General features: G+C 36.0%; 20 protein-coding genes. 5 read left to right on the top strand and 15 right to left on the bottom strand.

Annotated elements, in window-relative coordinates; all coding sequences use genetic code 11:
- Window positions 1-245 precede the first annotated feature (245 nt).
- The 3 genes from MLE14_RS14115 to MLE14_RS14125 all read left to right on the top strand — a co-directional run bounded on the left by MLE14_RS14115 (window position 246) and on the right by MLE14_RS14125 (window position 1800).
- The gene (locus tag MLE14_RS14115; RefSeq protein WP_243299056.1) at window positions 246-947 is read left to right on the top strand and encodes an NAD(P)H-dependent oxidoreductase; all 702 of its coding nucleotides are present in this window, start codon (window positions 246-248) and stop codon (window positions 945-947) included.
- A gap of 188 nt (window positions 948-1135) precedes the next feature.
- On the top strand, window positions 1136-1318 hold the full coding sequence (locus MLE14_RS14120) for a hypothetical protein (RefSeq protein ID WP_243299057.1): 183 nt from the start codon (window positions 1136-1138) through the stop codon (window positions 1316-1318).
- 26 nt (window positions 1319-1344) lie between these two features.
- Complete coding sequence (locus MLE14_RS14125; protein ID WP_243299058.1) at window positions 1345-1800, top strand: GNAT family N-acetyltransferase; 456 nt, start codon at window positions 1345-1347, stop codon at window positions 1798-1800.
- Between the two features lie 139 nt (window positions 1801-1939).
- Here the strand turns inward: MLE14_RS14125 and MLE14_RS14130 are convergent, their stop codons facing one another.
- The 13 genes from MLE14_RS14130 to MLE14_RS14190 all read right to left on the bottom strand — a co-directional run bounded on the left by MLE14_RS14130 (window position 1940) and on the right by MLE14_RS14190 (window position 16485).
- Entirely contained in the window at window positions 1940-2509 is a 570-nt protein-coding gene (locus MLE14_RS14130) for an NADPH-dependent FMN reductase (protein ID WP_243299059.1), read from the bottom strand.
- A gap of 26 nt (window positions 2510-2535) precedes the next feature.
- Window positions 2536-3771: an MFS transporter gene (locus tag MLE14_RS14135; RefSeq protein WP_243299060.1), complete on the bottom strand. Its 1236-nt coding sequence runs from the start codon at window positions 3769-3771 to the stop codon at window positions 2536-2538.
- A 22-nt stretch (window positions 3772-3793) separates the two neighbouring features.
- A complete protein-coding gene (locus MLE14_RS14140; protein ID WP_243299061.1) occupies window positions 3794-5977 on the bottom strand; it encodes an insulinase family protein in 2184 nt (727 codons plus the stop codon).
- A complete protein-coding gene (locus MLE14_RS14145) occupies window positions 5943-6881 on the bottom strand; it encodes an NAD-dependent epimerase/dehydratase family protein (RefSeq protein WP_243299062.1) in 939 nt (312 codons plus the stop codon). Before MLE14_RS14145 ends, MLE14_RS14140 begins: the two co-directional genes overlap by 35 nt.
- A complete protein-coding gene (locus tag MLE14_RS14150) occupies window positions 6878-7981 on the bottom strand; it encodes a pyridoxal phosphate-dependent aminotransferase (RefSeq protein ID WP_243299063.1) in 1104 nt (367 codons plus the stop codon). The genes MLE14_RS14145 and MLE14_RS14150 overlap by 4 nt, the downstream gene beginning before the upstream one ends.
- A 23-nt stretch (window positions 7982-8004) precedes the next feature.
- Window positions 8005-8688 (bottom strand): O-methyltransferase, encoded by a 684-nt coding sequence (locus tag MLE14_RS14155; RefSeq protein WP_243299064.1) that lies wholly within the window; start codon window positions 8686-8688, stop codon window positions 8005-8007.
- Entirely contained in the window at window positions 8685-9269 is a 585-nt protein-coding gene (locus MLE14_RS14160) for an NAD(P)H-dependent oxidoreductase (RefSeq protein WP_243299066.1), read from the bottom strand. Before MLE14_RS14160 ends, MLE14_RS14155 begins: the two co-directional genes overlap by 4 nt.
- A 6-nt stretch (window positions 9270-9275) precedes the next feature.
- Window positions 9276-11126, bottom strand: a complete 1851-nt coding sequence (locus MLE14_RS14165; protein ID WP_243299068.1) for a hypothetical protein — start codon at window positions 11124-11126, stop codon at window positions 9276-9278.
- 517 nt (window positions 11127-11643) lie between these two features.
- Window positions 11644-12501: a glycerophosphodiester phosphodiesterase gene (locus MLE14_RS14170; RefSeq protein WP_243299069.1), complete on the bottom strand. Its 858-nt coding sequence runs from the start codon at window positions 12499-12501 to the stop codon at window positions 11644-11646.
- Between the two features lie 194 nt (window positions 12502-12695).
- Window positions 12696-13601, bottom strand: coding sequence for a metallophosphoesterase (locus tag MLE14_RS14175; protein WP_243299071.1), 906 nt, complete (start codon window positions 13599-13601; stop codon window positions 12696-12698).
- 102 nt (window positions 13602-13703) lie between these two features.
- Window positions 13704-14282, bottom strand: a complete 579-nt coding sequence (locus tag MLE14_RS14180) for a class I SAM-dependent methyltransferase (RefSeq protein ID WP_243299072.1) — start codon at window positions 14280-14282, stop codon at window positions 13704-13706.
- 146 nt (window positions 14283-14428) lie between these two features.
- The gene (cls, locus tag MLE14_RS14185) at window positions 14429-15877 is read right to left on the bottom strand and encodes a cardiolipin synthase (RefSeq protein WP_243299073.1); all 1449 of its coding nucleotides are present in this window, start codon (window positions 15875-15877) and stop codon (window positions 14429-14431) included.
- A 95-nt stretch (window positions 15878-15972) separates the two neighbouring features.
- The gene (locus tag MLE14_RS14190) at window positions 15973-16485 is read right to left on the bottom strand and encodes a lysophospholipid acyltransferase family protein (RefSeq protein ID WP_243299075.1); all 513 of its coding nucleotides are present in this window, start codon (window positions 16483-16485) and stop codon (window positions 15973-15975) included.
- Between the two features lie 289 nt (window positions 16486-16774).
- On the opposite strand from MLE14_RS14190, the gene MLE14_RS14195 reads away from it, so the two are divergent.
- Together MLE14_RS14195 and MLE14_RS14200 are read left to right on the top strand one after the other, a co-directional pair.
- Complete coding sequence (locus MLE14_RS14195; protein WP_243299078.1) at window positions 16775-18997, top strand: alpha-galactosidase; 2223 nt, start codon at window positions 16775-16777, stop codon at window positions 18995-18997.
- Window positions 18998-19236: 239 nt separating this feature from the next.
- Complete coding sequence (locus MLE14_RS14200) at window positions 19237-20559, top strand: M14 family zinc carboxypeptidase (protein ID WP_243299079.1); 1323 nt, start codon at window positions 19237-19239, stop codon at window positions 20557-20559.
- Between the two features lie 137 nt (window positions 20560-20696).
- Here the strand turns inward: MLE14_RS14200 and MLE14_RS14205 are convergent, their stop codons facing one another.
- The gene (locus tag MLE14_RS14205) at window positions 20697-21968 is read right to left on the bottom strand and encodes an MFS transporter (RefSeq protein ID WP_243299080.1); all 1272 of its coding nucleotides are present in this window, start codon (window positions 21966-21968) and stop codon (window positions 20697-20699) included.
- A 205-nt stretch (window positions 21969-22173) separates the two neighbouring features.
- Window positions 22174-22962 (bottom strand): HAD family hydrolase, encoded by a 789-nt coding sequence (locus MLE14_RS14210; RefSeq protein WP_243299081.1) that lies wholly within the window; start codon window positions 22960-22962, stop codon window positions 22174-22176.
- Between the last annotated feature and the right edge of the window lie 128 nt (window positions 22963-23090).

Here is a 23090-nt window from a genome sequence, read left to right on the forward strand (position 1 = left end):
TGTTTCAATCACTGGATTCGAAGTCGCTACAACGGTGAACACCATTGCAGCAGATGCAAGTGAATATCGATTTTAAATGAAACACTAGAACCGTCCCTATGTTTCACTTCCTTTGATTACGATTATTGTGGTAGTGTAAAGGTAAAAATGAATGTGATAGACTTGAAATTAATCAACGAGAACAAGTAAAAACATCCTGTCGCTATTAACCAGGATGTTTTTTAGGATTACAAGGAGGTCCAAACTTGAAAACCTTATTGATTGTATCCCATCCAAATCTCATAGATTCCGGCAGCCAGCAGTATTTTTTGAGTTCTATTAAGAACCGTGAAGACGTTACGGTACACCATTTAGAAGGTGTCTACCCTGACTGGAACATTGACGTGAGCAGAGAACAAGAATTATTAAAACAGCATGATCGGATTCTTTTTCAGTTCCCGTTTTATTGGTATAGCTCCCCTCCTCTTTTAAAACATTGGCAGGACGTGGTGTTAGAAGAAGGCTTTGCTTATGGGACAAGAGGAAAGGCTCTAACGGGAAAAGAATTTGGCTTAGTCTTAATGATTGGTGTCCAGGAAAGAGAATACCAGTCGGGCGGTGACGAGCAATTTACAATCAGTGAATTGACTCGGCCTTTTCAGGCAATGGCTCATAAAACAGGAATGAAATATCTCCGGCCATTTACCATTTTCCAATTTGCCTATATGGAAGAGGATCAAAAAATGGACACATTAATTCAATATTGGCAGATGCTCACGATGGAAAACAACAACAGCTTAGCAGCAAGAGAGAAATGGCTGATTGATCAATTAAAAGCTGCACAAGCAACTTTAGAATCTAATGATGCCAATACAATTAACTATGCAATCGAACTAATCGAAGAAAATCGAAATCATATTGACGGGCTCAAAATTGTATTAGACCAAATGTATCAGCGAAGCAACTAATTTCAATCACTTCAAGAATAACATCTCGAAAATACTACATGCAGCTTCGCACCGAGCTGAAGGTAATCATCTTCAAATAAGCTATGGCGCAGGTGCACCGCATTTAGTCTTGCGACTAGAGCCAGACAGTTATTCAAAGTCTAGAATTTGTCCTTTCAACACTAGATTGATCGGAGGTGCTATCATCTTTGGAAAATGAAGAATGGATTCTGCAAGAATTACAGCGTATTTATGATAATACCAATAGCTATAATGTTCGTACTCTCATGAAAGCCACACAGGATATCATAAAAGAACAAAGGAAACGGATTGACCAAATGGAAGGGGAAATGGAAGGAACCATTTGGAGTCCAAGAAGATGGGGCGAATAATTAGATCTATATTATGGAGGATTAAGATGGAAATAAAAGTAGATGATTTAACTGGAAGTGAAGTAGCTGAATTGCTGAATGAGCATCTTACTAATATGAGGATGATTTCTCCGCCGGAAAGTGTCCATGCATTAGATCTTGAAAAATTAAAAAGGCCAGAAATTACATTTTGGAGCGCATGGGAAGGAAATCAATTAGTTGGATGCGGTGCACTTAAAGAACTCAATCCTTACCATGGAGAGATTAAGTCGATGCGTACGGCTTCTGCGCATTTGAGAAAAGGTATTGCCAGACGGATGCTTCAGCATATTCTAGATGAGGCTAAGCGTCGCGGCTATAAACGGGTTAGTTTGGAGACCGGTTCAATGGAGGCTTTTGAACCAGCCCGAAGACTTTATGCAAGTTTCGGGTTCCTATATTGTAAGCCGTTTGCAGATTACTCAGAGGATCCTAATAGTGTGTTTATGACGATGGAAATATGAGACTCTATGAAAGTGAGTGCTATTAGTATGCATTCACTTTCTTTATTTCCGAAAAACATCAAAAAGGTTTTTTAAAACCATGAAAAGAATAAAAAAGCACGAATCTACATTCCGTGCTTTTCCTTCTATTCAATGTTAATTATTTTATGTATGATTTATGATTTAGTTTCTCCATATAATTTATTAACTGGTTAGTAAAAGCATCTATACGGTTATTTATATCACTTGAATTAATGATATAGGATTCTCCTTGTAAAGTAAAATCACTTTTGCAAGCTGCAATTTGCATTGGAATAGCTAATCCCAGCAAACCCCGAACTACAATTCGCAAATGATCTAAAGGTTGAGTACTCCTTATTCCCCCACCATTTGCAACAAGACCCACGGGTTTACCATTGAAGTTATCCATATTTAATATATCTAATGCATTTTTTAAAATACCAGAATAAGAATTATGATAGTTTGGTGACCCAAGAACAAAAGAATCAGCTTCTACGGCAAGTTTTACAAAATCTTTTACTACTGGATTTGGATTTCTTTCTGGATGATGATGATAATTTGGATCAACAAAAGGAAGAGGTCTTTCCCGCAAATCCCATATAGTAATTTGACAACCTTTTTTTTGCAGCTGTAACCCTACCTCTTTAACTAAGGAGGTAGTATGTGCAGGTTTAGCTGGACTTCCAGATATCAACAATACTTTAAACACGATATAACCCCATTTCTTTAAATTATTTAAAAATGACTCGATTCATAAACAGCTTGTGGTGATGAATTTTTATTGATACTTCTGTACCAAAAATATGAAAGTAAACCGGTGGTAGCAAAAACGTAAATAGCTATAATCGTAAAAGCTACCAATAACGAAGATACTGACAATATACCTCCAACGATTAAGAATGCAAAAGCATCCGCAATGTTGCCTATACTAGATCTTACTGCCATCACCTTTCCTAACATATTATTTGGAGTCATCACTTGTAATAATGTAGTCATAGTTGTGCCAGAAATTGTACTGCCAAAACCAATTATGACCGCTGCTATAATAATGCTCTCTATTCCACTTGCAATACCTAAAAGAAAAAAAGCGATCCCTCTTATACCATATCCCGTAAAAATCCAGATTACTGGCCTTTTGACCTTCCTGGATGCCAACCAAAATGAAGCAATAGTAGATGCAAGGGCGATAACCGATAATATATAACCAAACATACTGTCACTTGAAATATCTATAGCACTTAAAATTTTGGGAATCCCCAATTGTGTTACACCAACCCCAACTAACAATTGAGTTGCAAAAGCAATCATTATAATTGCTATGGGTTTATTTTCAATACTAATAAATTTAATGCCATTCCATGCATCTGTTAAAATCGAAGTTTTATGACTCCCAGTGTCATTTTCAGTTTCAGGGAATTTTATAAAGTATATAAATAAAGCTGATAAGAAATAGGTTAAACTGTCAATATATAAGAGCTGTGAAACATTAAAGTTAAATATTAATAGGATCCCGCCAAGTGTTGGACCCAGCATCATTCCTAAATTCTGAGTGGAGCCTATATATGAATTTACTTTGTTAAGATCTTTCATGTCATCTACGAGCAAAGGTACACTTGCTTGATTTGCCGGATGAAAAAAGGCTCTTAGCGTTGTAATTAAAAAGCTGACAATAACTATTTGTTGTATCGTTAATATATTTAAATCATATGCGATTGGTATGGACAGCGATAAAATCCCACGCAAAATATCAGATAAAATCATAAGTTTTTTGCGATCAACACGATCGCTAATAACGCCTGCAAAAATACCGATGAAAAAGTAGGGTATGATAGAGGTGAAAAGGATGGCTCCTGCTCCAAAAACGGAATCTGTAAATTCAAAAGACAACAATGTCAGTGCCAAAGTATATATAGCCGTGCCAAATATAGAAGTTGCATCAGCAGCCCAAAGCAATTTGATGTTCCGATTCATGTTCTTCCCCCTCGTAACTTTTTCATTTGGTGAAAAAAATCTCAGTCAATTCTTCTAACATGAGTTCATTTATAAATTCTTTAAAATCAAGATTATTAGTCATAACTGGCGGCGAGTACTGACCCATCCTATCCATATCTCTGCTTAATTGTAAAATTGAACTATGTTTTTTGGGATTAAAATACACCCACATATCTTTAAACCATCTTTCAACTTCATCAGCATATTTCCCCAGATAAATAATCCATTCCCTCACAGTATCTTTGAATAAAAATGTATGACTAGGGTCGCATTGAATTCCCCAAAAAATATATAATTCATTGTTATCGGATATTAAACTTTGCACTATACGATAGGATAGGCCTTTCTTCCGGACCAAACTTTCCAGGGTTGGAAAAGCAGTATTCGTTCCAAAAGCAGCTTCTTGAAGAATTAATGAAGATATAGATTGTTTCGGTAAATGACTGATGATTGCAATCCCATGGAACCTGGCTTTTATAGTTCTTTTTTCTATAATATTCCTTTCAGATAACAGAAAAGCTTTATTTTCATTGAAGGGAAAATTTTCAAAATAGCCTTCATCGATAAATGAATCTTCTGGAGTAACAATACTTATACCGATGAGATTCGCTTTATCTTTTTTTGGTGTAGTTCTTAAAGCTTTAGTAATCTTTCTTTTCATTTCAATTTCCAAATTGATCATATACTTTTCTTCATTAATCTTAGAATCGTACCTTTCATAATCCCACTTAAAGGATAATGAATTTATAATGGACTGCTTCATACTCTTTTCCCCGAAAAAAGAAATATGATAAAGAGTATGCCAACCCTCATATCTAACATTTTCTAAGGTTCCTCTTATTGAAATCTCTGATGGAAGCTCATTTGGTAGTAAAAGCCTTCCAATTCCCCTACAATCTATGCGAAATAGCACGTGATATCTTTTTGTCAGTGGGGAAGAACAAGCTGTATAGTAAAAACTACCTTTTCTTCTTATATAGATTAAAGGATTATTCTTCTCTTTTATCTTTTGTTTTTCTTTTGTATCATCTGTTACTTTAAATAGATTTTTCTCTTTAAGGGTTGTCATGTTTAAATAGTGTAAAGGATAGTAGCTAATCTTTTTTTGTGGATTTTGTAATAGATAAAGGCCATGATTTGTAAGAATATGATTCATAATAACTTTTTGAACTTCTTGAGTCTTTTCTAGTGTCAAATAATGCTGATAATCTAAGGAGTTCAGATAAGCTATTCTCGTTTGTAAATCTTCTGATAATCGATGCTCATGTATAAGCATCTTAACTAAAGCTTTATTAAATTCTTCTAAACTTATTAAAGGTTCCAGATTTAAAATGATTTTTTCAATACAATCCTGATCCGCTTTGTTAGAGATTGAATCTATTGTAAAAATTCCGCCATGATCATAAAGATTAATCCTAAGGTTAAAAATAATCTCAGGATTCAATTTTTTTATCCTAATATCCCATATGTTCTTTAATATATCAACATAAGGCCGGACTGTTTTGTTTAAGTTTATATACCATCCCCCGCCTATAAAGGGAATTTTTATATCTCTTGGGAGGGAAGTCTCTCCCCTGCCAATTGTTAAAGGATGAATTTGACTACTATCATTTGAATATGATTTTCTAATAATGCCTGAATTATTTATACAATCAATTAGATAATCTTTTTTCCAGGGACCTATAATATTAATAGATGCAGGAATATTATAATACTCTATCCCTCTTTCTAACTCCATTTTATCAATCTGGGAAATTTGTCTTTCACTACCTAATATAGACTTTCCATATCCCTTACCGTTAAAAACAAGAGATTGAAGGTATTCCAAAGCCCTATTCCTAGGATTCAAATTAAATTGTTCAATTTCATTGATTATCGTATTTCTTTCTTGCTCTAATATTTTGCCATCAATTGAGATTTGCCAATCTAATTGAAAAACAGTATCTATGTTTTCGTCTGAAATATAGAAATAGTAGTTGGTTTCATCCCGTTGCGTTTGAGCTGTTAATTTCCCTTTCTGAAAATTATGGGCAGAACAAAAAATATGCTCCAAATAATGGGCAGACCCCGTAGGAAGCTGATCATTGGCTGCACCAATAAGAAAATTTATATTTACGATTCCAGTATGTAAGGTAGGTAGTGATTCAATATTAATTTCTGTCCGCTCTAATACATATTTTTCCATAGTACTCCCCTATATACTCTAAAGTCCTTTTTAAATTGTATGTTGGAGAAAAATTATAATCTTTAATAGCTTTATATATCGGTAATGGCTCGCTAGTCTTTGAGAAAAGATCATTTCTATTTCTGTATGAATAATTCTTATGAAAAATTTTCTTTAATTCTATTACAAGTTCCCTTCCACTTGTTACTTTCCCAGGACCGAGATTTACAATATCAAGACGTTTTCCTTTTTCCAGGTTATTGATAATAAAACTAGATAAATCTCTAACATCTAAAAATTCATTTGGACTATATAAAACATCATCTAACTCCACCTGTTGATCATTAGATTGAATCACTTTATTTAATGCGCTACTCATCCAATTACCACTTAAATTTGGATTGGGACCAACTGTACCACAAGCTCTTATTACTAGCACTCTACAGTTTGTATGCTGAGCAATTGTTTTCACAATTTGCTCATTATATAACTTTGTTATGCCGTAACTGGAATATGGTGCTGGAAGGCTTTCTTCAGTTCTTGCCTCACTTACACCATAAACACCAAGTGAACTGATATATACTAAATTATCGATGAAATGTCTAAACAATGCAGTCTGGATCGATAACATTAATTGGCTTTCATTTAATATCGCTGCTCCCGTATGTTTTTTAAAGGAAGGATGAAGGGAGCCGGCGGCTACTACTATATTTTTAATATGGTAGTAGTTAATTATGTTTGATAAATCTTCATAATTCGTAATTGCCTTTTCTATTGTCTGATCTCCTTGAATCGAAGTAATCGAATTCATATAACTAAGATCAATTCGATGGGCAAGTATTATAAAATCTCCTTTCCCCTGATTAACCATTTCCTTTGCTACATGAGCTCCTATTAACCCGCCTCCAATAATTAAAGTGGTCATTTATAAGTCTCCTTTAAGCCTTTTTGGTCTCTATAAACATATTCAACTCTTTGTAAAGCTTCATAAAATACTTCATCTTCAACCCCAGCATTTAGCCGAACAATCGATGCACTTTCGTTGCCGAAAGCCATCCCGGGCATTAATTGTAAATTTGCCTTTTCCCTAACAATTGTTGTGAAATGTGCAGAATCTATGCCTAATTCTTTTGTATCTATACAGATATAAATTCCGCCATCCGGGAAATAAAATGGTATATCTTTCTCCCGAAAAAAAATTACTGCATTTTTTAAGCGATTTTTTACTTTTTGAGACAGTTCATGCGGGTAATCAGGTAATGATTCAATTGCATACTTAGCAATTTCTTGACCAATCCAAGAGACAGACATCCCTGAATTCCAATGAACCTCCCTTAACCCCTCAATAATTTGTGGATGAGCAATTACACACCCCACTCTAATACCGGCTAGTCCATAAGATTTTGAAAAGCTATAAATAAAAATAGTTTGATTTGGGATCATTTCACTTGGACTCGTTACTGCAACCGCGCCGTTAAATTCTCGATAGACCTCATCCGTAATACATAAGGCTTTATATCTTTTACATAATTCACACATCTCCTCAACCACATAGCCAGGCGCTATAAACCCGAGGGGGTTGTTAGGATTATTCCAGATCAATGCTCTTATTCCGCTTTTAAATCCCTCTTCTATTTGCTGAATAGTACGAGCCCAGTTTTTATCAGGACCTATATGATATTCAGTGAATTGTAAACCTAATAGAGCAGCTGTTTTTCTATATAAAGGGAAACCTATATTGGGGATAAGTAATCTTTTATTAGAAATTAAATGATACGCTGATGTTAAAGCCATTGAGGCTCCTGCCGTTACTAATACTTGACTTAATTGCAGTTTATTTTGAAATAGAGGTTGAAAGTGATCAAGTATGGCCCTGCGTAATTCATAAATTCCATAAGGGCTTGTATAACCCTGCCATTCCTCCAAAACTTTAGAGGAGGAAAATTTTCTCAATTCTTCACTAGGCCCGCCTTTTATTTCTCCAAGCGATAGATTAATTAAAGACAAGTCACTTACATTTATCATTATGAAAGCAAGCTCCTCTACATTTAATAAATAGTTCTACTAATACATAAACCACACTGATCGATCGGTAATGTTACGGAGACGGAAAATCTCTGTTTATCTTCAATTCGTTCATAATATTTTTTAAAATCTTCGGAAAATTTTTCGATGACAGGGTCATGTGCCAGAACCAACGCTCCCGGTTTCAGCTTGCTATACCAAGTATCCAAAAGAAGAGCATAATCAGACTTTGAACCATTTTTCTCAACATCGATAAAAATTAAATCAATGCTGGAATCTTCAAATTCCTTAATCCCGGTAAACGCATCAGCACTTTTGATTTCAACCCAATCAAGATCAATATTCTTTAAATTATTTCTAGCACCTTCACATGCTTCTTTATTTATATCAAAGCCAACCACTTTACCTTTATTGAAATGATTCATTCCACCTGCTAGCCAAAAAACAGCGTAACCGAAATAACTTCCTAAAATCACTATATTTTGGACGTTACTGCTTGAGGGTATAGCAAATAGCATCCGTTCCATGATAGGTGAAATAGTAGTAGACGGTACCTGTATATTGCCGACTAACCCTTTCTTAAAATGATGAAATTTTTCGCTCTGAAAATGGGTATCAGAATAGAGAACATTATGCTGTACTAGCTTGTCTACTATTTGACTGACTTTAATATCAATTGGATGCATTGTAATTGGAATTTTATTCATACTACATATTCTCCTGATTTTAAAGCAATATTTTTTCCAAGATTATATAAATCAGTAACTAAATTTTTTTGTTCTTTTACGCTTAAGTTTCGCAAATTTCCAACCATTATTTCCTTTCGAAGGACGTTAGCACCCATGGAAGTAAAAGAATTACGCAATTGGGATGCCCCATGAACAGCATCCGCAAATTCCGCCCCTACGACAATTAAAGATACTTTCTTCCCAATCAATAATTCTTTTTTCTCAGGGAAATCATATAAAGGACCACCAATAATATTGATTGCATTAATTACAGCCCCTGCAACTGATTTCCAATAAGAAGGTGCAGAGATAATAATATGTTCTGCTACAAGCATAGAATGATATAAGTCATCTACATGTTCATTTTGATATTCTTTCGTATCTCTGCCGTCAAAAAAGGGTAATTTCAAATCGCGTAAATCGAGAACCTTATATTGATCATAGTTATGATCATCAAATGCTTTTTTTACGATATTAAGTAACTCACGTGCAGCAGATTTACTATCTTTGCCTGGTCCAGGTTTCATGCTTCCACAAATTAATAAAGTCTGTTTTCCCATTTCCTATCAACTCCTAGTCAAAATTTTCCTCATTTCTTCAACACTGCTTTCCTTACTGTTTCTGATTAGATATTCGTTCATGTCTATTTCAGGCACAGCTTCAAGGTCTACGGAAGGATGGTATGAAGAGAGTTTTGTTTTTGGATGACGCAAAGTTTTTTTAAAGAGGATTTCCCTCAATCGGGGAGTCTCATTTTTAAAAAATTCAGAAATATTTTCAGGTAAAACTCCATCAAAATTAGCACAAATAGCTTTTAAAGTTGCTATATTTTCATCTAATTTCTCTTCCAACGAGCTTGCACGTAAATAACCTTTGATATGCTCTTCAATTTCGGTATATTCTCTAAGAATGAAAGAAATTTTTAAACCCTCACTGAAGTATTTAATTGCTTCCTCATAGTTGCCTATATCTAAATTTACATACCCTAATGCATATACTATACTTTCTGAATCAAGTCTATCTTTCTGGGACAAGGCGTTCTGATAGGATCTTTTCAGGTAATGTACACCTTCTTCAATTTGCCCAGCCTTCCAAGATAGCATTCCCGTTCGATAAAGATACCCTGTTTCATCACCTATTAATTTAGTAAAAGCAGATTTCCAAAATTCCACAGCACTCTTATAATCTCTGCGAATCTCTAATAAAAAAGTTATGTTAGACATTAAATTATATTTTAAATAGAGAGATGCACTATCTTTTTGATTTTTAATTAAAGCTAATGCTTCCATTTCTCTTTTCAGAACACTGTCATAAAGGTTATTTTTTTCTTCTCCTTCAAGTTTACTAGCGGCAACAGTTTCCATAAAACTCATTCCATTAAGAATCCAGCCTTTTTCGAGTCGATTTATTGCATCTGTCTCATCTACAAACTTTAATGCTTCCTCATAATGAGCACGAGCAATGTCCAAATTATAAAATCGCTTAACTGCCAATAATGCTGCCAAACATTCTATATGTGCTCTTTTTGGTCCATGGTCTTCGTATTTTAAAGCTTCTTGGAAAGCAGAATAAGCAGCCTCATATAAACTTAGGTTAGCATGCACCAAACCTATGATCCTGAATATTTCCTCTGTTTTGATATTCCCAGAAATTAAAACTCGATCGCAAGCTAAAAAGGCGTTTTCGTAGTTTTGAGTAATAAGTGCAATCGCAGCATCAGACATAAGTCCATTTTCTGTCCCTAAAAAATGATAATCTGAAAAATCAATTTGGTTTTTTATATCTCCAATAATCAGCGGTTTCTGCTCTGCTAACAGTCTCTTAAATATTCTCGTTCTTGCTACAGAAATGCTTTCAACCATATTAAACGGATCATTCAATTCAAATTTTGAAGGGACATCCCCAGTGAATCCCAGTATTAGTTTAAATTTGGAAGGGGATAAAAGTTTAAAAATTCTATGTAAAACTCTTAAGGATGGTCGATCGATCCATTCTGAAGAATTTATAACTATGATAAGCTTTTTTCCTTCGCTTAAAAAAATCTCATCAACCATCTCAACTATTTTTTCAGCTACTTGATCAATTAATTTAGAAGTAGCACTGGATTCCCGGCTAATCCTGCGAATGATACTGTAGATAACGGAATCTGAACTCATATCCATCCTTTTCCAAGAATTCATTAATTGTTCAAATGCAAAATCAACTTCTTCCATCTTTTCCGTTTTTTCGGAATATATAGTTCCCATTTGTTTAAGAAGCTGACCAATCGTGTAATATGGCAAAAAAGATCGATCATTTACTTGATAATTGATAATGATTCCATTTGTATCTTCCACTGCACTATTGTTTATCTCCTCCATTCCTCTTATCCAAATAACGGAATGATTGGTTAACTGAGAGAGTAAATTGGCATTCATCTAATTTCCCTCCAATACAATAAAAAGTATGTTTTTATGTAAAAGAATAATAATCTCATAGCAAAATAGGGGAAAAGGGACACATAGAAAATGTCCCTTTTTACTTAGCCCTATGAAATAGGGTTATTGGTAAATTACCATTTTACAACTAATTGAGCTGCTTCGATCTCTTCATCAGTAACAACTTCAGCTTCTTCGTTTAAATCTTCTAAGAATTTCAAAAGATCTTGGTTCATTTTCCCTAACCTCCTTTCATTTATTGTAAGATTATGTAAAATCTTGGTTGTTTTCAGAATTTTATATCAAATTACGTAAAGACGCAATATATAATTAGAAAAAGGATACTTTTTTACCATAATCATCCAATTAAGTCGCATTATATCTAATCCTTTTGCCCTTATGTATAGGAAAGAATATCGTACTAAAGAATTACATTGCACTCCAAATGAGAAAAATTCACTATCAAAAAACCTGGTTAATTTTTTAACCAGGTTTTTTGATTTAGTTTGCTCAAAATTTAATTGTTTTTCACCGGGTGTGAATACACATATTCAGGAAAGTCAGTAATAATTCCATCCACCCCAAGCTCAAACAAGCGGTCAGCTTGTTCTTGTGTACGCACTGTATAAGCCCAAATATCCATACCCGCTGTATGAACACGGTCCACTAGTTCAGGTGTTAAAATCGTCATAGTTGGATTAAAATAGTCTGCATATCCGGCAAACTCAGCTAGCTGTTCGTCTGTTACATTTGCCCAGCCAGCCCCCAGAAGCACACCATGTGGGATTTCTGGTAACAGCTCTTTTGAAAGTTTCATAGATTCATGATTAAAGGATTGAATAACAATTTTATGATTGTCTGGAGTGTCCATATTACGTTCTTTTAACGCTTCTGCTACTTTTTCTTCGATACCTGGGTAAAGTTCAGGGGCTTTAAGTTCTATTAAAATACCAACCTTGCCGCGAAATTCATCGATTACCTCTTCAAAAGTAGGAATTGGCTCACCCGCAAATTCTTCGCTAAACCAGCTGCCAGCATCTAACTGTTTCAGTTCTTCGAGTGTATAATTTCCAACCCAGCCTGTTCCATCAGTGGTACGATCTAAAGTTGTATCATGGAGAATGACTAACTCCCCATCCTTTGACATCTGCACATCAATTTCAATGTAATCGGCTTTCATCTCAAAGCCTTTTTGGAAAGCGGCCATTGTATTCTCTGGTGCATGTCCAGACGCACCTCGGTGAGCTACGTTCACTACTTCTTTTTGTTTCCCCATTGAAGTTAGTGCCCCCTCCCCTTCTTGTGCAAAGGCAGACCCTGCAAACAATGCCAAAAACCCTAGCGCCGACATAAAAGTGAAAAATAAACGTTTCATTTTATAAATCCTCTCCCTTATCTTTTTTCACCTTTACTATAGCGAGTCATTATGAAGTTTCATTTACAGGAATATAAAGATAAAATTAACAAAAATAGGAAATTTGTAGGGAGTTCAAAAGTCCTTAATCCAGAAATAGAGAGATTATTTTAACAAATAAAGAGTCAAATCACTGGAAAATGGGTTAAAACATGTTATTGAGGCAGTGGTAAAGTGTTATCGCTAAGCTCCCTATACATTAAATGGCCAGACTGAGCATCTTCCTTTTGTATTTTGTTTAGAGATAGCTGATGAAGTGTGATTTCAGGACGGCTGCCAATCCGGATGTTAATAGATGTTTGTCCTAATCCCTCACTTATATAAAAAGGTTTTTCATCATAATACAGCAGGCCTTTGATCATATTCATTTGCACCATTGTCCGTCCGAGCTTCGCTAGATGATAAGGCTTAGGCCAGTGAATCTGACCGCCGTGGAAGTGACCAGAAAGAAGATAATCAAAATGATAATTTTTCATGTTCAAAACAATGTTGGGATCATGAGTTAAAACTAAATCATATCCTTCCTTTAGACCAGAAAATGATTTTTGAAGGTTGCTTCTTTTTGTGTAAAAGTCATCAACCCCGATAATATTTACCCTTTTCCCTTCGAAGTAAATGGCCACATGTTCGTTTTGGAGTATCTTACAGCCGTGCTTCTCTAAAACATCCTGCAGCATATCAAAATCATTCTGCTTTAAAACGTAATCATGATTTCCAAAAACAACATATATTCCATATGGTACATTTAGGCGCTGTAATACTTTTAGATACGGAATGAGTTTTGGAATCGTGCGCTTTTTATCCAAGAAATCGCCTGTAAGAGCAATTAAGTCAATTTTTTCGCCTGCTAATTTATTGTAGACTTGTTCAGGAGGAATAGAAATTTTTTCAATATGCATGTCCGAGATCTGTAAAATATGTAAAAGAGGACCCTGTTGTTGGTGAGAATCGAAAGCAGGTAACTTCACTTTATTTAAAACAGCTTTTTCAGTATTTTTGTACGCCTTATAAAAAATAAGGAAAGTGCTGAACAACAGTGTAATCAAGAAAAGTGCTTTCATTTTATTCCCCCCGACGTTAGTATAGAGCAGCGAAACCGTATGATTAGAGGTAATTAATACTGATTTATAAATGGAGATAAATCCCGAAACATAGTGGAAAAACTAAAGAAATGCAGTAAAATACAATTCATTATAAAAAAAGCATTTTTTAAATTTTTTTATCACATGGCAATTAAAATCCTGGTTAGTAAAGTAATGAAGATAATCCTTTTCATTCTGTATATAATCACCTTTATCATAATAATTCATAAACCAATTACTAAGTGGGGATCTGTCAAAATAACAAGGCTCAATCACGATAATCCTGCCTTGTGGCTTTAAAATTCTTCTGAATTCCTTGATATAACAAGGGATCTTTTCTGGGTGTATATGGTGCAATACAGCAACAATTAAAATAAAATCGAAGCTATTGTCCGCAACCGGAAGTTCATTTCCCGTATAGGCCATAAAACGGTAATCGTTGTACATTCCTCTTGCAAAGTCGATTCTCTGTGAATCAGGGTCAATCCCAAGGTAATGGTCGGGTGAACATAAGGTACAGTTAGCCCCTGTACCAGCTCCAAAATCCAGTACACTTTTATCTGAAAAATCAAAGTGCTGCCTCACCTTATTGTGAATATATATATTGGTCATCCATTTTGGCCGAATAATTGAGTGATAAATTCTTGGTGAAATTTGCAATTAGGAGCACCTGCACTTTTTGAGAATAGTTGTTCTATATAGTTAAAATATAAAACTAAAGCTTATTTTATCGTTTCATTTAGTAATTATGTTCTCAGGATACTGGTAATAAAAGGATTGGAAATGGTTTGCATTTGCCCTTTCATTTATAAGATTGGAGATAATAACCTAGAGATTGATTCTTTAAAACGCACCCATTTTGGGCTTTGCTGATACTCTTCAAGTGTAAGTTCGCTAGATACTTTTACGTCCTGTTTAAATGATTTTGTCAGTTTTTGAGCAATTCCCTTGTCATACAAAAAGGCATTTACCTCAAAATCTAATTTGAAGCTTCTTATATCAATATTCGCTGTTCCAACAGATGATATTTCTTCATCGATGATAATGGTTTTGGCATGAATAAAACCATTTTTATAGATATAGACCTTTGCTCCAGCTTTAAGTAATTCACCAATATATGACATCGTTGCCCAATATACAAAAATGTGGTCTGGTTTATTAGGAATCATAATTTTAACCTCAATGCCAGTTGAACATGCAATTCGAAGGGCATCCAATACACTCGTATCAGGAACGAAATAAGGTGTTTGGATGAGAACAGACTTTTTGGCTGATAAGATCATTTTAATGAACCCATTTTTTATGTGTTCTAATTCTGAATCAGGTCCGCTTGTAACAATTTGTATTCCAACATTCCCTTGAGAAATACCTTCTGGAAAGTGATCTGGATCGTAGGGAATTTTATGGTAATGGGATGTTTGATTCCAATCGAGAATAAACCGAGTCTGAATGGCATATACAGCTGTACCCTGTATCCTTACATGTGTGTCTCGCCAATATCCAAATTTCGGATCATCCCCCAGATATTCATTGCCAACGTTAAAGCCTCCTACATATCCTATCTTTCCATCAATGATGATTAACTTGCGATGATTCCGATAATTTAGTCGTAAATTGAAGAAGTGAAATTTGGAGGGGAAAAAGACTTCCGCTTCACCACCAGCTTCACGAAACTCTTTGAAAAATCGTTTGGTTAATCCTCTCGAACCCACGTCATCATATAAAACCCGGACTTTAACCCCTTCTTTTGCCTTCTTCGTTAGAAGGTCTATCAGTTTTTTGCCAAGCTGGTCTTTTTTGATCATATAGTACTCTAAATGGATATGGTCCATTGCCGCTTCGACATCCTTAAAAAGCCTGGCAAACTTCTCATGACCATCCGTGAACAATTCAACCGAATTATCTTGAGTTAAGACAGCATTATTGTTAATTAAATTCATAATGATTAATTCTCTGCTTTTTCGGGTAGCTCGATTGCAAAATTCAAATTGACGGGAACTAATCTGAGTAAGTTGAGTTCTTATCCTTTTTTCAATTCCAGTCTTTTTAAGATCTTCCCATTGAAACAGCTGATAACGGCTGAGGTTTTGTCCTAAAAGGAGATACAAGACAAACCCGACTAAAGGAATAAAAAATAAAACCAATAACCAGGCCCATGTGGAACTTGGATCTCGTCTCTCACGAAAAATAATAAGAATCGCAAAAAAAATATTTAATACAATAACTAGCCAGAGCACAAAGGAAGTAATCTGCATAATGAAATCCTCACGAAAATAGCACCTATTTTATTTAATAACAATTTCCGAGCTCTCTAATTCGATCCATAATAGCTCTAGTAACACTTGAGTAATCAGTATTCAAAGGAGGTAACTGATATTTGCGATCCAATCACAACTTTAATCGGGACTCTGAACCCTTTTTTGATTCCGATAATGGAAATTGGCAGAATGGGCGTTTCCGTTTTAGATGCTAGGAAAGCAACCCCCTTTTTAGGTTCAACGATTTCTCCGTTATTACATCTTTTTCCTTCTGGAAAAATTCCAAAAAGCTCGCCATCTTTAATAACTTTTAATGCCTTCCGGACTGGTCTTATGACTACACCGCTAGTCCGGTCCACGGGGATGGCGTAAACATGCGTAAAAAACCAGTGTGAAAAGCGATTCCGGAAAAGTTCGGCTTTGGCCATAAAATAAACTTTTCTTTTTAAAAGACAAGAAAGAAGAATGGGGTCATAGTTACTTACGTGATTAGCAGCAATAATGAATGGATCATTATTCGGTATATGTTCCCATCCAATGATTTCTATCCGAAATTTCAAGCGCATCCATAATTTTGCAATTGGTTTTAAAGCATAATAGAGCATTCGTTCCACTCCACATTTAGAATCCATGTATTATTTTTGGTTATTACTCCACTTTCATACTTGAATTTTCTAATTAACCACGATTTATTTAAAAACTGTCCCCTTATTAGCAGGGACTTGATTTCTTTGGAAGCTGATTCTTGTTTCCGTTGAAGATTCCTTTTCCAGATCAAAGATAAACGAGCCCTCTAGTAAACTCTTGGCCTCCGAATCACTCAGCTGTAATAACACTTAAATTGTTCTAATAAAATGATCTATATATTTCAATAAGACCAAGGAGCTGTCATGTATGCCTATTTTTTTCAACAAAAAAACGAGAGAATTTCATTTGCAGGCAAAAAATGTCAGCTATATTTTTACTGTGCTGGAAAATAATCAATTGGGCCATATCTATTACGGCCGCAAGCTTACACATCGGAAATCGTTCTCACACCTATATACAATTCAGAAAAAAACGTATACTGCTGCTGTTTTTGATGATGATTTAACCTTCTCCTTGGACACGATTAAACAGGAGTTTCCCTCTTATGGAACCACTGATTTCCGCGAGCCGGCTTTTCAGATTTTGCAGGAGAACGGAAGCCGTATCACTCAATTCCAATATAATGGCCACAGAATCTTCCCAGGAAAGATAAAACTTGATGGATTACCTGCTACGTATGCAGAACAGGAAAGAGAAGCCACTACATTAGAAATTTCCTTACACGATCATTTAATGGATGCTGAAATCATTCTTCAATACACTGTGTTTGAACAATTCAATGCGATTGCCAGAAATGCAAAATATATCAATCATGGGAAAGAAAATTTGATACTAACCAGGGCAATGAGTGCAAGTGTCGATTTTTTTGACGCTGATTTTGAAATGATTCATTTATCAGGGTCCTGGGGCAGAGAACGATATGTGATAACAAGGAAGCTTGCGCCTGGGATACAGAGTATTTCCAGTACGAGAGGAACAGCAAGCGGAACAGGGCATAATCCGTTTCTTGCATTGAAGCGGCCTGGTACAAATGAACACCAAGGAGAAGTATATGGATTTAGCTTGGTATATAGCGGAAATTTTCTCGCACAGGTGGAAGTTGACCCTTACGATGTTGCCCGGGTTAGCATAGGAATCAATCCGTTTGATTTTCAGTGGCTCCTTGAAAGTAAACAGAGTTTTCAAACCCCTGAAGTGGTTTTCGTGTACTCCGACCAAGGGATGAACGGAATGAGTCAAGTCTATCATTCCCTTTACAGGACAAGACTTGCGAAAGGAATATGGCGAGATAAAGAGCGGCCGGTCTTAATCAATAACTGGGAAGCTACTTATTTCAATTTTAATGAAGAAAAAATCATAGAAATTGCCAGGGTTTCAAAAGAGCTTGGTATCGAATTATTTGTCTTGGATGACGGCTGGTTTGGTCAGCGTAATAATGCTAAAACTTCTCTTGGGGATTGGGTTGTTAACAAACAGAAGCTTCCAAATGGAATCGCTGGACTTGCCAAAAAAATAAATCAATTAGGTCTGTATTTTGGCTTATGGTTTGAACCGGAAATGGTTTCAAAGAACAGTCTGTTATATAAAAAGCATCCCGACTGGATTATTCAAGTACCGAACAGAAAGCCTTCACAAGGCAGAAATCAGTATGTACTTGATTTTTCCCGTAAGGAAGTAGTCGATTACATCTATTATTCTATGGTCAAAATCCTGGGCACAGCCCCTATTTCCTACATTAAATGGGATATGAATCGGTATATGACGGAAATAGGTTCTGTCAATCTTCCTGCAAACCGGCAACGTGAGGTTGCACACCGTTATATCTTAGGTGTATACAATTTGTATGAACGGCTAACGTCTGAATTTCCAGACATTCTATTTGAATCATGCGCGGGAGGCGGAGCACGATTTGACCCTGGTATGCTCTACTATGCCCCGCAAACGTGGACGAGTGATACTACTGATGCGATAGAACGACTTAAAATCCAATACGGAACATCCATGGTTTATCCCTTAAGTTCAATGTCTGCCCATGTTACAGCTGTTCCCAACCATCAGGTTGGCAGAATTACAAGCATGGAAACAAGAGCAAATGCAGCCTATTTCGGCATCTTCGGTTATGAACTTGATGTAACAAAAATGTCTTTAGAAGAAAAAGAGAAAATCAAAAAACAAATCGCTTTTTACAAAGAAAATCGCGGTCTTTTTCAAAAAGGGACCTTTTTCCGACTCCAAAGCCCTTTTGAGAAAGATGGAAATGTGACCAGCTGGATCGTTGTTTCAGAAGACCAAAAGGAGGCAGCGGCATGCCGCTACCAAATATTAGGCAAACCAAATGCACGCTACGAACGTTTGGTATTAAAAGGATTGCGCAAGGATTATAAATATAAAATTGAAGGGATTCCTTGCTTTTTTTACGGCGATGAGTTAATGAATGCAGGAATCTATTTAGATAATGTTGTCCTTGCCGGCAAGCTCCAATATTGTGACTTTACCTCTCAGATTTTTAAACTATCCTATTTTGAATAAAACAAAATGCCCGATAATTGGGGAAAAAATACCAGGTTTTTTCTGAATAATCAGTAATATTGTTCTATATCAAATTTCTATTAATTATGTGAAAATTTCCATATACAGGGTTTTTCCCCTATCAAACGAATGAAAGGAGGTAGTTTGAAAAACTAGATTTGTTTGTACATATTTCCTCGTATTTTTTTGTCATTTATTTAGACTCCCTAAAATTCTGATGAACGAAAGGATTGTCGAAAATGAAAAAAACACTAAAAGCTATGATTCCAGCCGCCCTAGCTATATCCACAATCATGGCAACAACTGCTTATGCTGAACCACAATCCAGGCCAAATGGTCCTTATGTGGAGAATGAGCAAAACATCTCACTTTCAAGCTATATGAGCAATCAAGAGCTATACGACACCTTAAAAAAGTTAGAGGAATCTTCACAGGGAAAAATGAAGCTTGAAGTAGCTGGATACTCTAATCAAACTTTGGATGGGTATTCAACGGAAGATACCCAAGGTGATCCACTGTATCTAGTAAAGTTTGGTGATGCTGATCCTAATAAAAAAAGAATCCTGATTACCACTCAGATTCATGGAAACGAACAAATTGGAACTGAAGCAGCCATAGATATCATCCAAAAGCTTTCATCAGGCGGGAAAGAGGTAAATGACATCCTTGATAAAGTGTCTATATGGATTATGCCGCGTATTAATCCTGAGGGAGCGGACAATCAATATGAAGGTACTTGGTATCCGACCCGATATACACACCAAACGTGGGATCCTTTGAAAGTAGAATTGCCTGAAGGTACAGAAGCGCCATGGTATTATAATGCAGACGGCAGTGAACGAGCTCAAAACAATAATGGCCGCATCGTCTATGGCATTCCGGGATATGATCAGAATCGCGATTATAATCCAAATCTAGATTTTAAAATTGAGGACTTAAATAAAGATGAGGTAGCCGATTTCTTAAACAACCCGGAAACTAATAACAGCAACTACGGCGGATTTTATGTAACAGCAGAAGCAAGAACAGTCACTAGTGTATTTAAAGAATTTAAACCGGATGTTTATGTCGATGTCCATCACCGCGGATTTAACACAGTTTCTGATGAAGACGATCGATCCGTTCCAGTGCAGTTAGCGGCCGTTGTAGCTACTGATTCTTATACAGATCCGTTTACTGGAAAACAGTATGAAGTGGATGATGAAGCATTAAAGCTCGGAAAACAGGTGAATGCCTTATCATATTTAACATTACAAAGAGGCTTCTCCCATTTTGGGGCGATTCAAAAATATCCTGACGTAAATCTTCCAGGAACAGCGCTTGGAGCTTTTGCATTAAACGATGCAGCCATCATGTTAATTGAAATTAAAGGGCAAAGCCAAACATTAGGACAAAAGCAGAGTGGAATGCTTAAAGAAACTGTAAAAGCACCTCTTTATGAAGTATTTAAAGGATTAGCGGATGGTTCCATTCATACGATTGATCCGCAAATCTACGACGATATCCCACCATCCTCCAATCGTATTAGCGATCCAACAACAAGAGATGATCAAGGTTTTTAAGAGTAACTTAAGGTTTAACTCAGAAGTTTTAGTATGATGACTTTTTTAAATTATAAAGAGCCGGTTATTTAGCTGGCTCTTCAATTGTTTAATATATCGTTTTTAAAATACTCCCAAATGTTCCGTCTGAAGCTGACTTATAGACCCGTCTCCTTATAAATAGGGGTCTGAATCCTTTTGGAAACCGCTTCTTGTTTCCAAAGCCATTTTCCAAGTATGATTCCAATTAATCCTATGCCGCACACGATAAATCCACTTGTTTTGATTATAGTGGACGCCCCTATCGTTTGAACTAATATCCCACCTGTAATCGGCGCGATGATTACCACAATACTTAACAATGAGTTTGTAATCCCAAAAACACGGCCCACCATCTCCTTAGGAGACTCCTTTTGCAGGGCAAAGTTAAAAGAGACCATCCATACTCCATTGCCTAGACCAACCACTAATCCAAATAGGGCAGGCAGCCATAATGACATTCCTTCAGTAATAAACCCGGCACCGGCAAACCCAATGCCAATCAAGCTCACCCCCCCGCCAATCGCCCAGCCATATTGAATTTTTTTAAACCGATGCATCCACGCAATGGCAATGATCGATCCTACTCCGGTGGTACTCATCAGCAATCCGAACACTACCGGATCTTCCATATTGAAGGAACGCAATAGAACAGGGAACTGAAAGTCAACAAGCTGTACGCCCATTATTCCAAAAAAAGCAAAGAGTATCGTATTAAAAATGAATCGGTTTTTCGATACGAATGTCCAGCCTTCCTTCCAAGCTGCCGTAAAACTTTCCTGCTTTTTTTGCTCCTCTTGCTGTGCATTCTCTTTATTTTCTTTTATATCTCGCATGGTAAACAAAATCAGTCCAGAAGCGACACTGCTGACGGCATTAATCAAGATACAAATTTGAGGTGAAAAAAAGGAAACGATAAAGGCTCCAAGCAGAGGACCTACTATTTTTCCGGAGTTATTCACGATTTGGTTATAGGAAGTCGCTTTTAACAATTGATCTTCTGTTACCACATGCCGAGTCAATGCTTGAGCAGCTGGGGAACTAATCAGCCCCATCGTTGAACGTAAAAATAAAAGAGGAAGTACCCAATAAATGTGATCAGCAAAAACCAATAAACCTGTCAAAAGGGCACTGATGAAATCGGACGCCATCATGAGATTCACTTTCCGGTATCGATCTGCCAATACACCAGCAAATGATCCGAATACTATTCCTGGCAATGCAAAACAAACGGGAATCAAGCCTATTAAAGCAGGATCCGTATTCCACCCATAGGCAACCAGAACGGAAATGGCCAAGATATCAAACCAATCGCCATAAATCGAAATAGAGGAAGCAAGAAACAATTTGGTATACGTCTTATTTTTAAAAAGGGGCATAGAACTCTGCATTTAAATACACTCCTGTCGTTCATGTTACCCTCATCATATTCCTTACAGAGGAAAGACTGAACCTGCGACAGGTGGAACTTTTATCATCCTGCAGACGGAGACCAGATTATAAAAAAATGAGAGGTTTACCCTCTCAATTGATTGCAATATATATAGATTCAAACTGGTAAAGCCAGTAATCTATAATATCTTCTACTGCTCTCTGTTACTGTACTAACCCCAATTTTTTTAATCCGTTAAAAATGCCTGAATCTGTTACAGATGATGTTATATGTTTAGCGTATTGAAATAAATCAGGATGAGCATTCCCCATCGCAAATCCTTCTCCCACAGATTGCAGCATTTCCTTATCATTCATACCGTCTCCAAATGCAATTGATTGTTCTTTTGGGATATGTAAGTATTCAAGTACCCTCTTTACTGCAACACCCTTATTCATATTTGTACGAATAATATCATATGCATGCTCAGCCCCTTCAGCATGTACCTGTGAAAGACGAATGTTCTCATCTAGTTCATAAAGTGACGCTTGCGAAGAAACAGTTACATTCATCACTGTAATTCCTAAAATTTCATTGATAACCGTGTCAGTAAACAAAGCATTTTGGGTAAGATCAAATAACTTGTTAAAATTCTGAACTAATGGATGATCTAAAGTAGTAAAATAATTTTTTTCGGAGGTATACAATACCATTTCATGATCGTTTTGTTTTGCAATATCTAAAAAACTTTTTACATGTGATGTCTCCATCGGTTCCTCAAGGATCGTTTTATTTTTATACACCGCAAATGCCCCATTATAGCCAATAAAGGAATCAATTTGTAATTCATGTGCCAGCTCATTAATTTCGTGCAGCGGACGGCCCGTAGCAATAAATACTTCAATGCCCTTCTTTTTTAATTGCAAAATCGCATCCTTTGTAGACTCTGAATAGGTATGGTCAGGTTTTAAAATCGTTCCGTCTATGTCTAGAAATAAAATTTTGTAAGTCATACTGTACTCCTTTACCATATCGAGTTTTTCAGACTTTATGCAATTTTGACCAAAGTTAATATCTCATTTTCTTTCGATAATTGGATTTATTTTTTAATTCTTCTAGTATACCATTTTTCGGGTTTATT

It is taken from the genome of Bacillus litorisediminis, from assembly GCF_022808645.1.
In the GTDB taxonomy this organism is placed as follows: domain Bacteria; phylum Bacillota; class Bacilli; order Bacillales; family JC228; genus Bacillus_BF; species Bacillus_BF litorisediminis.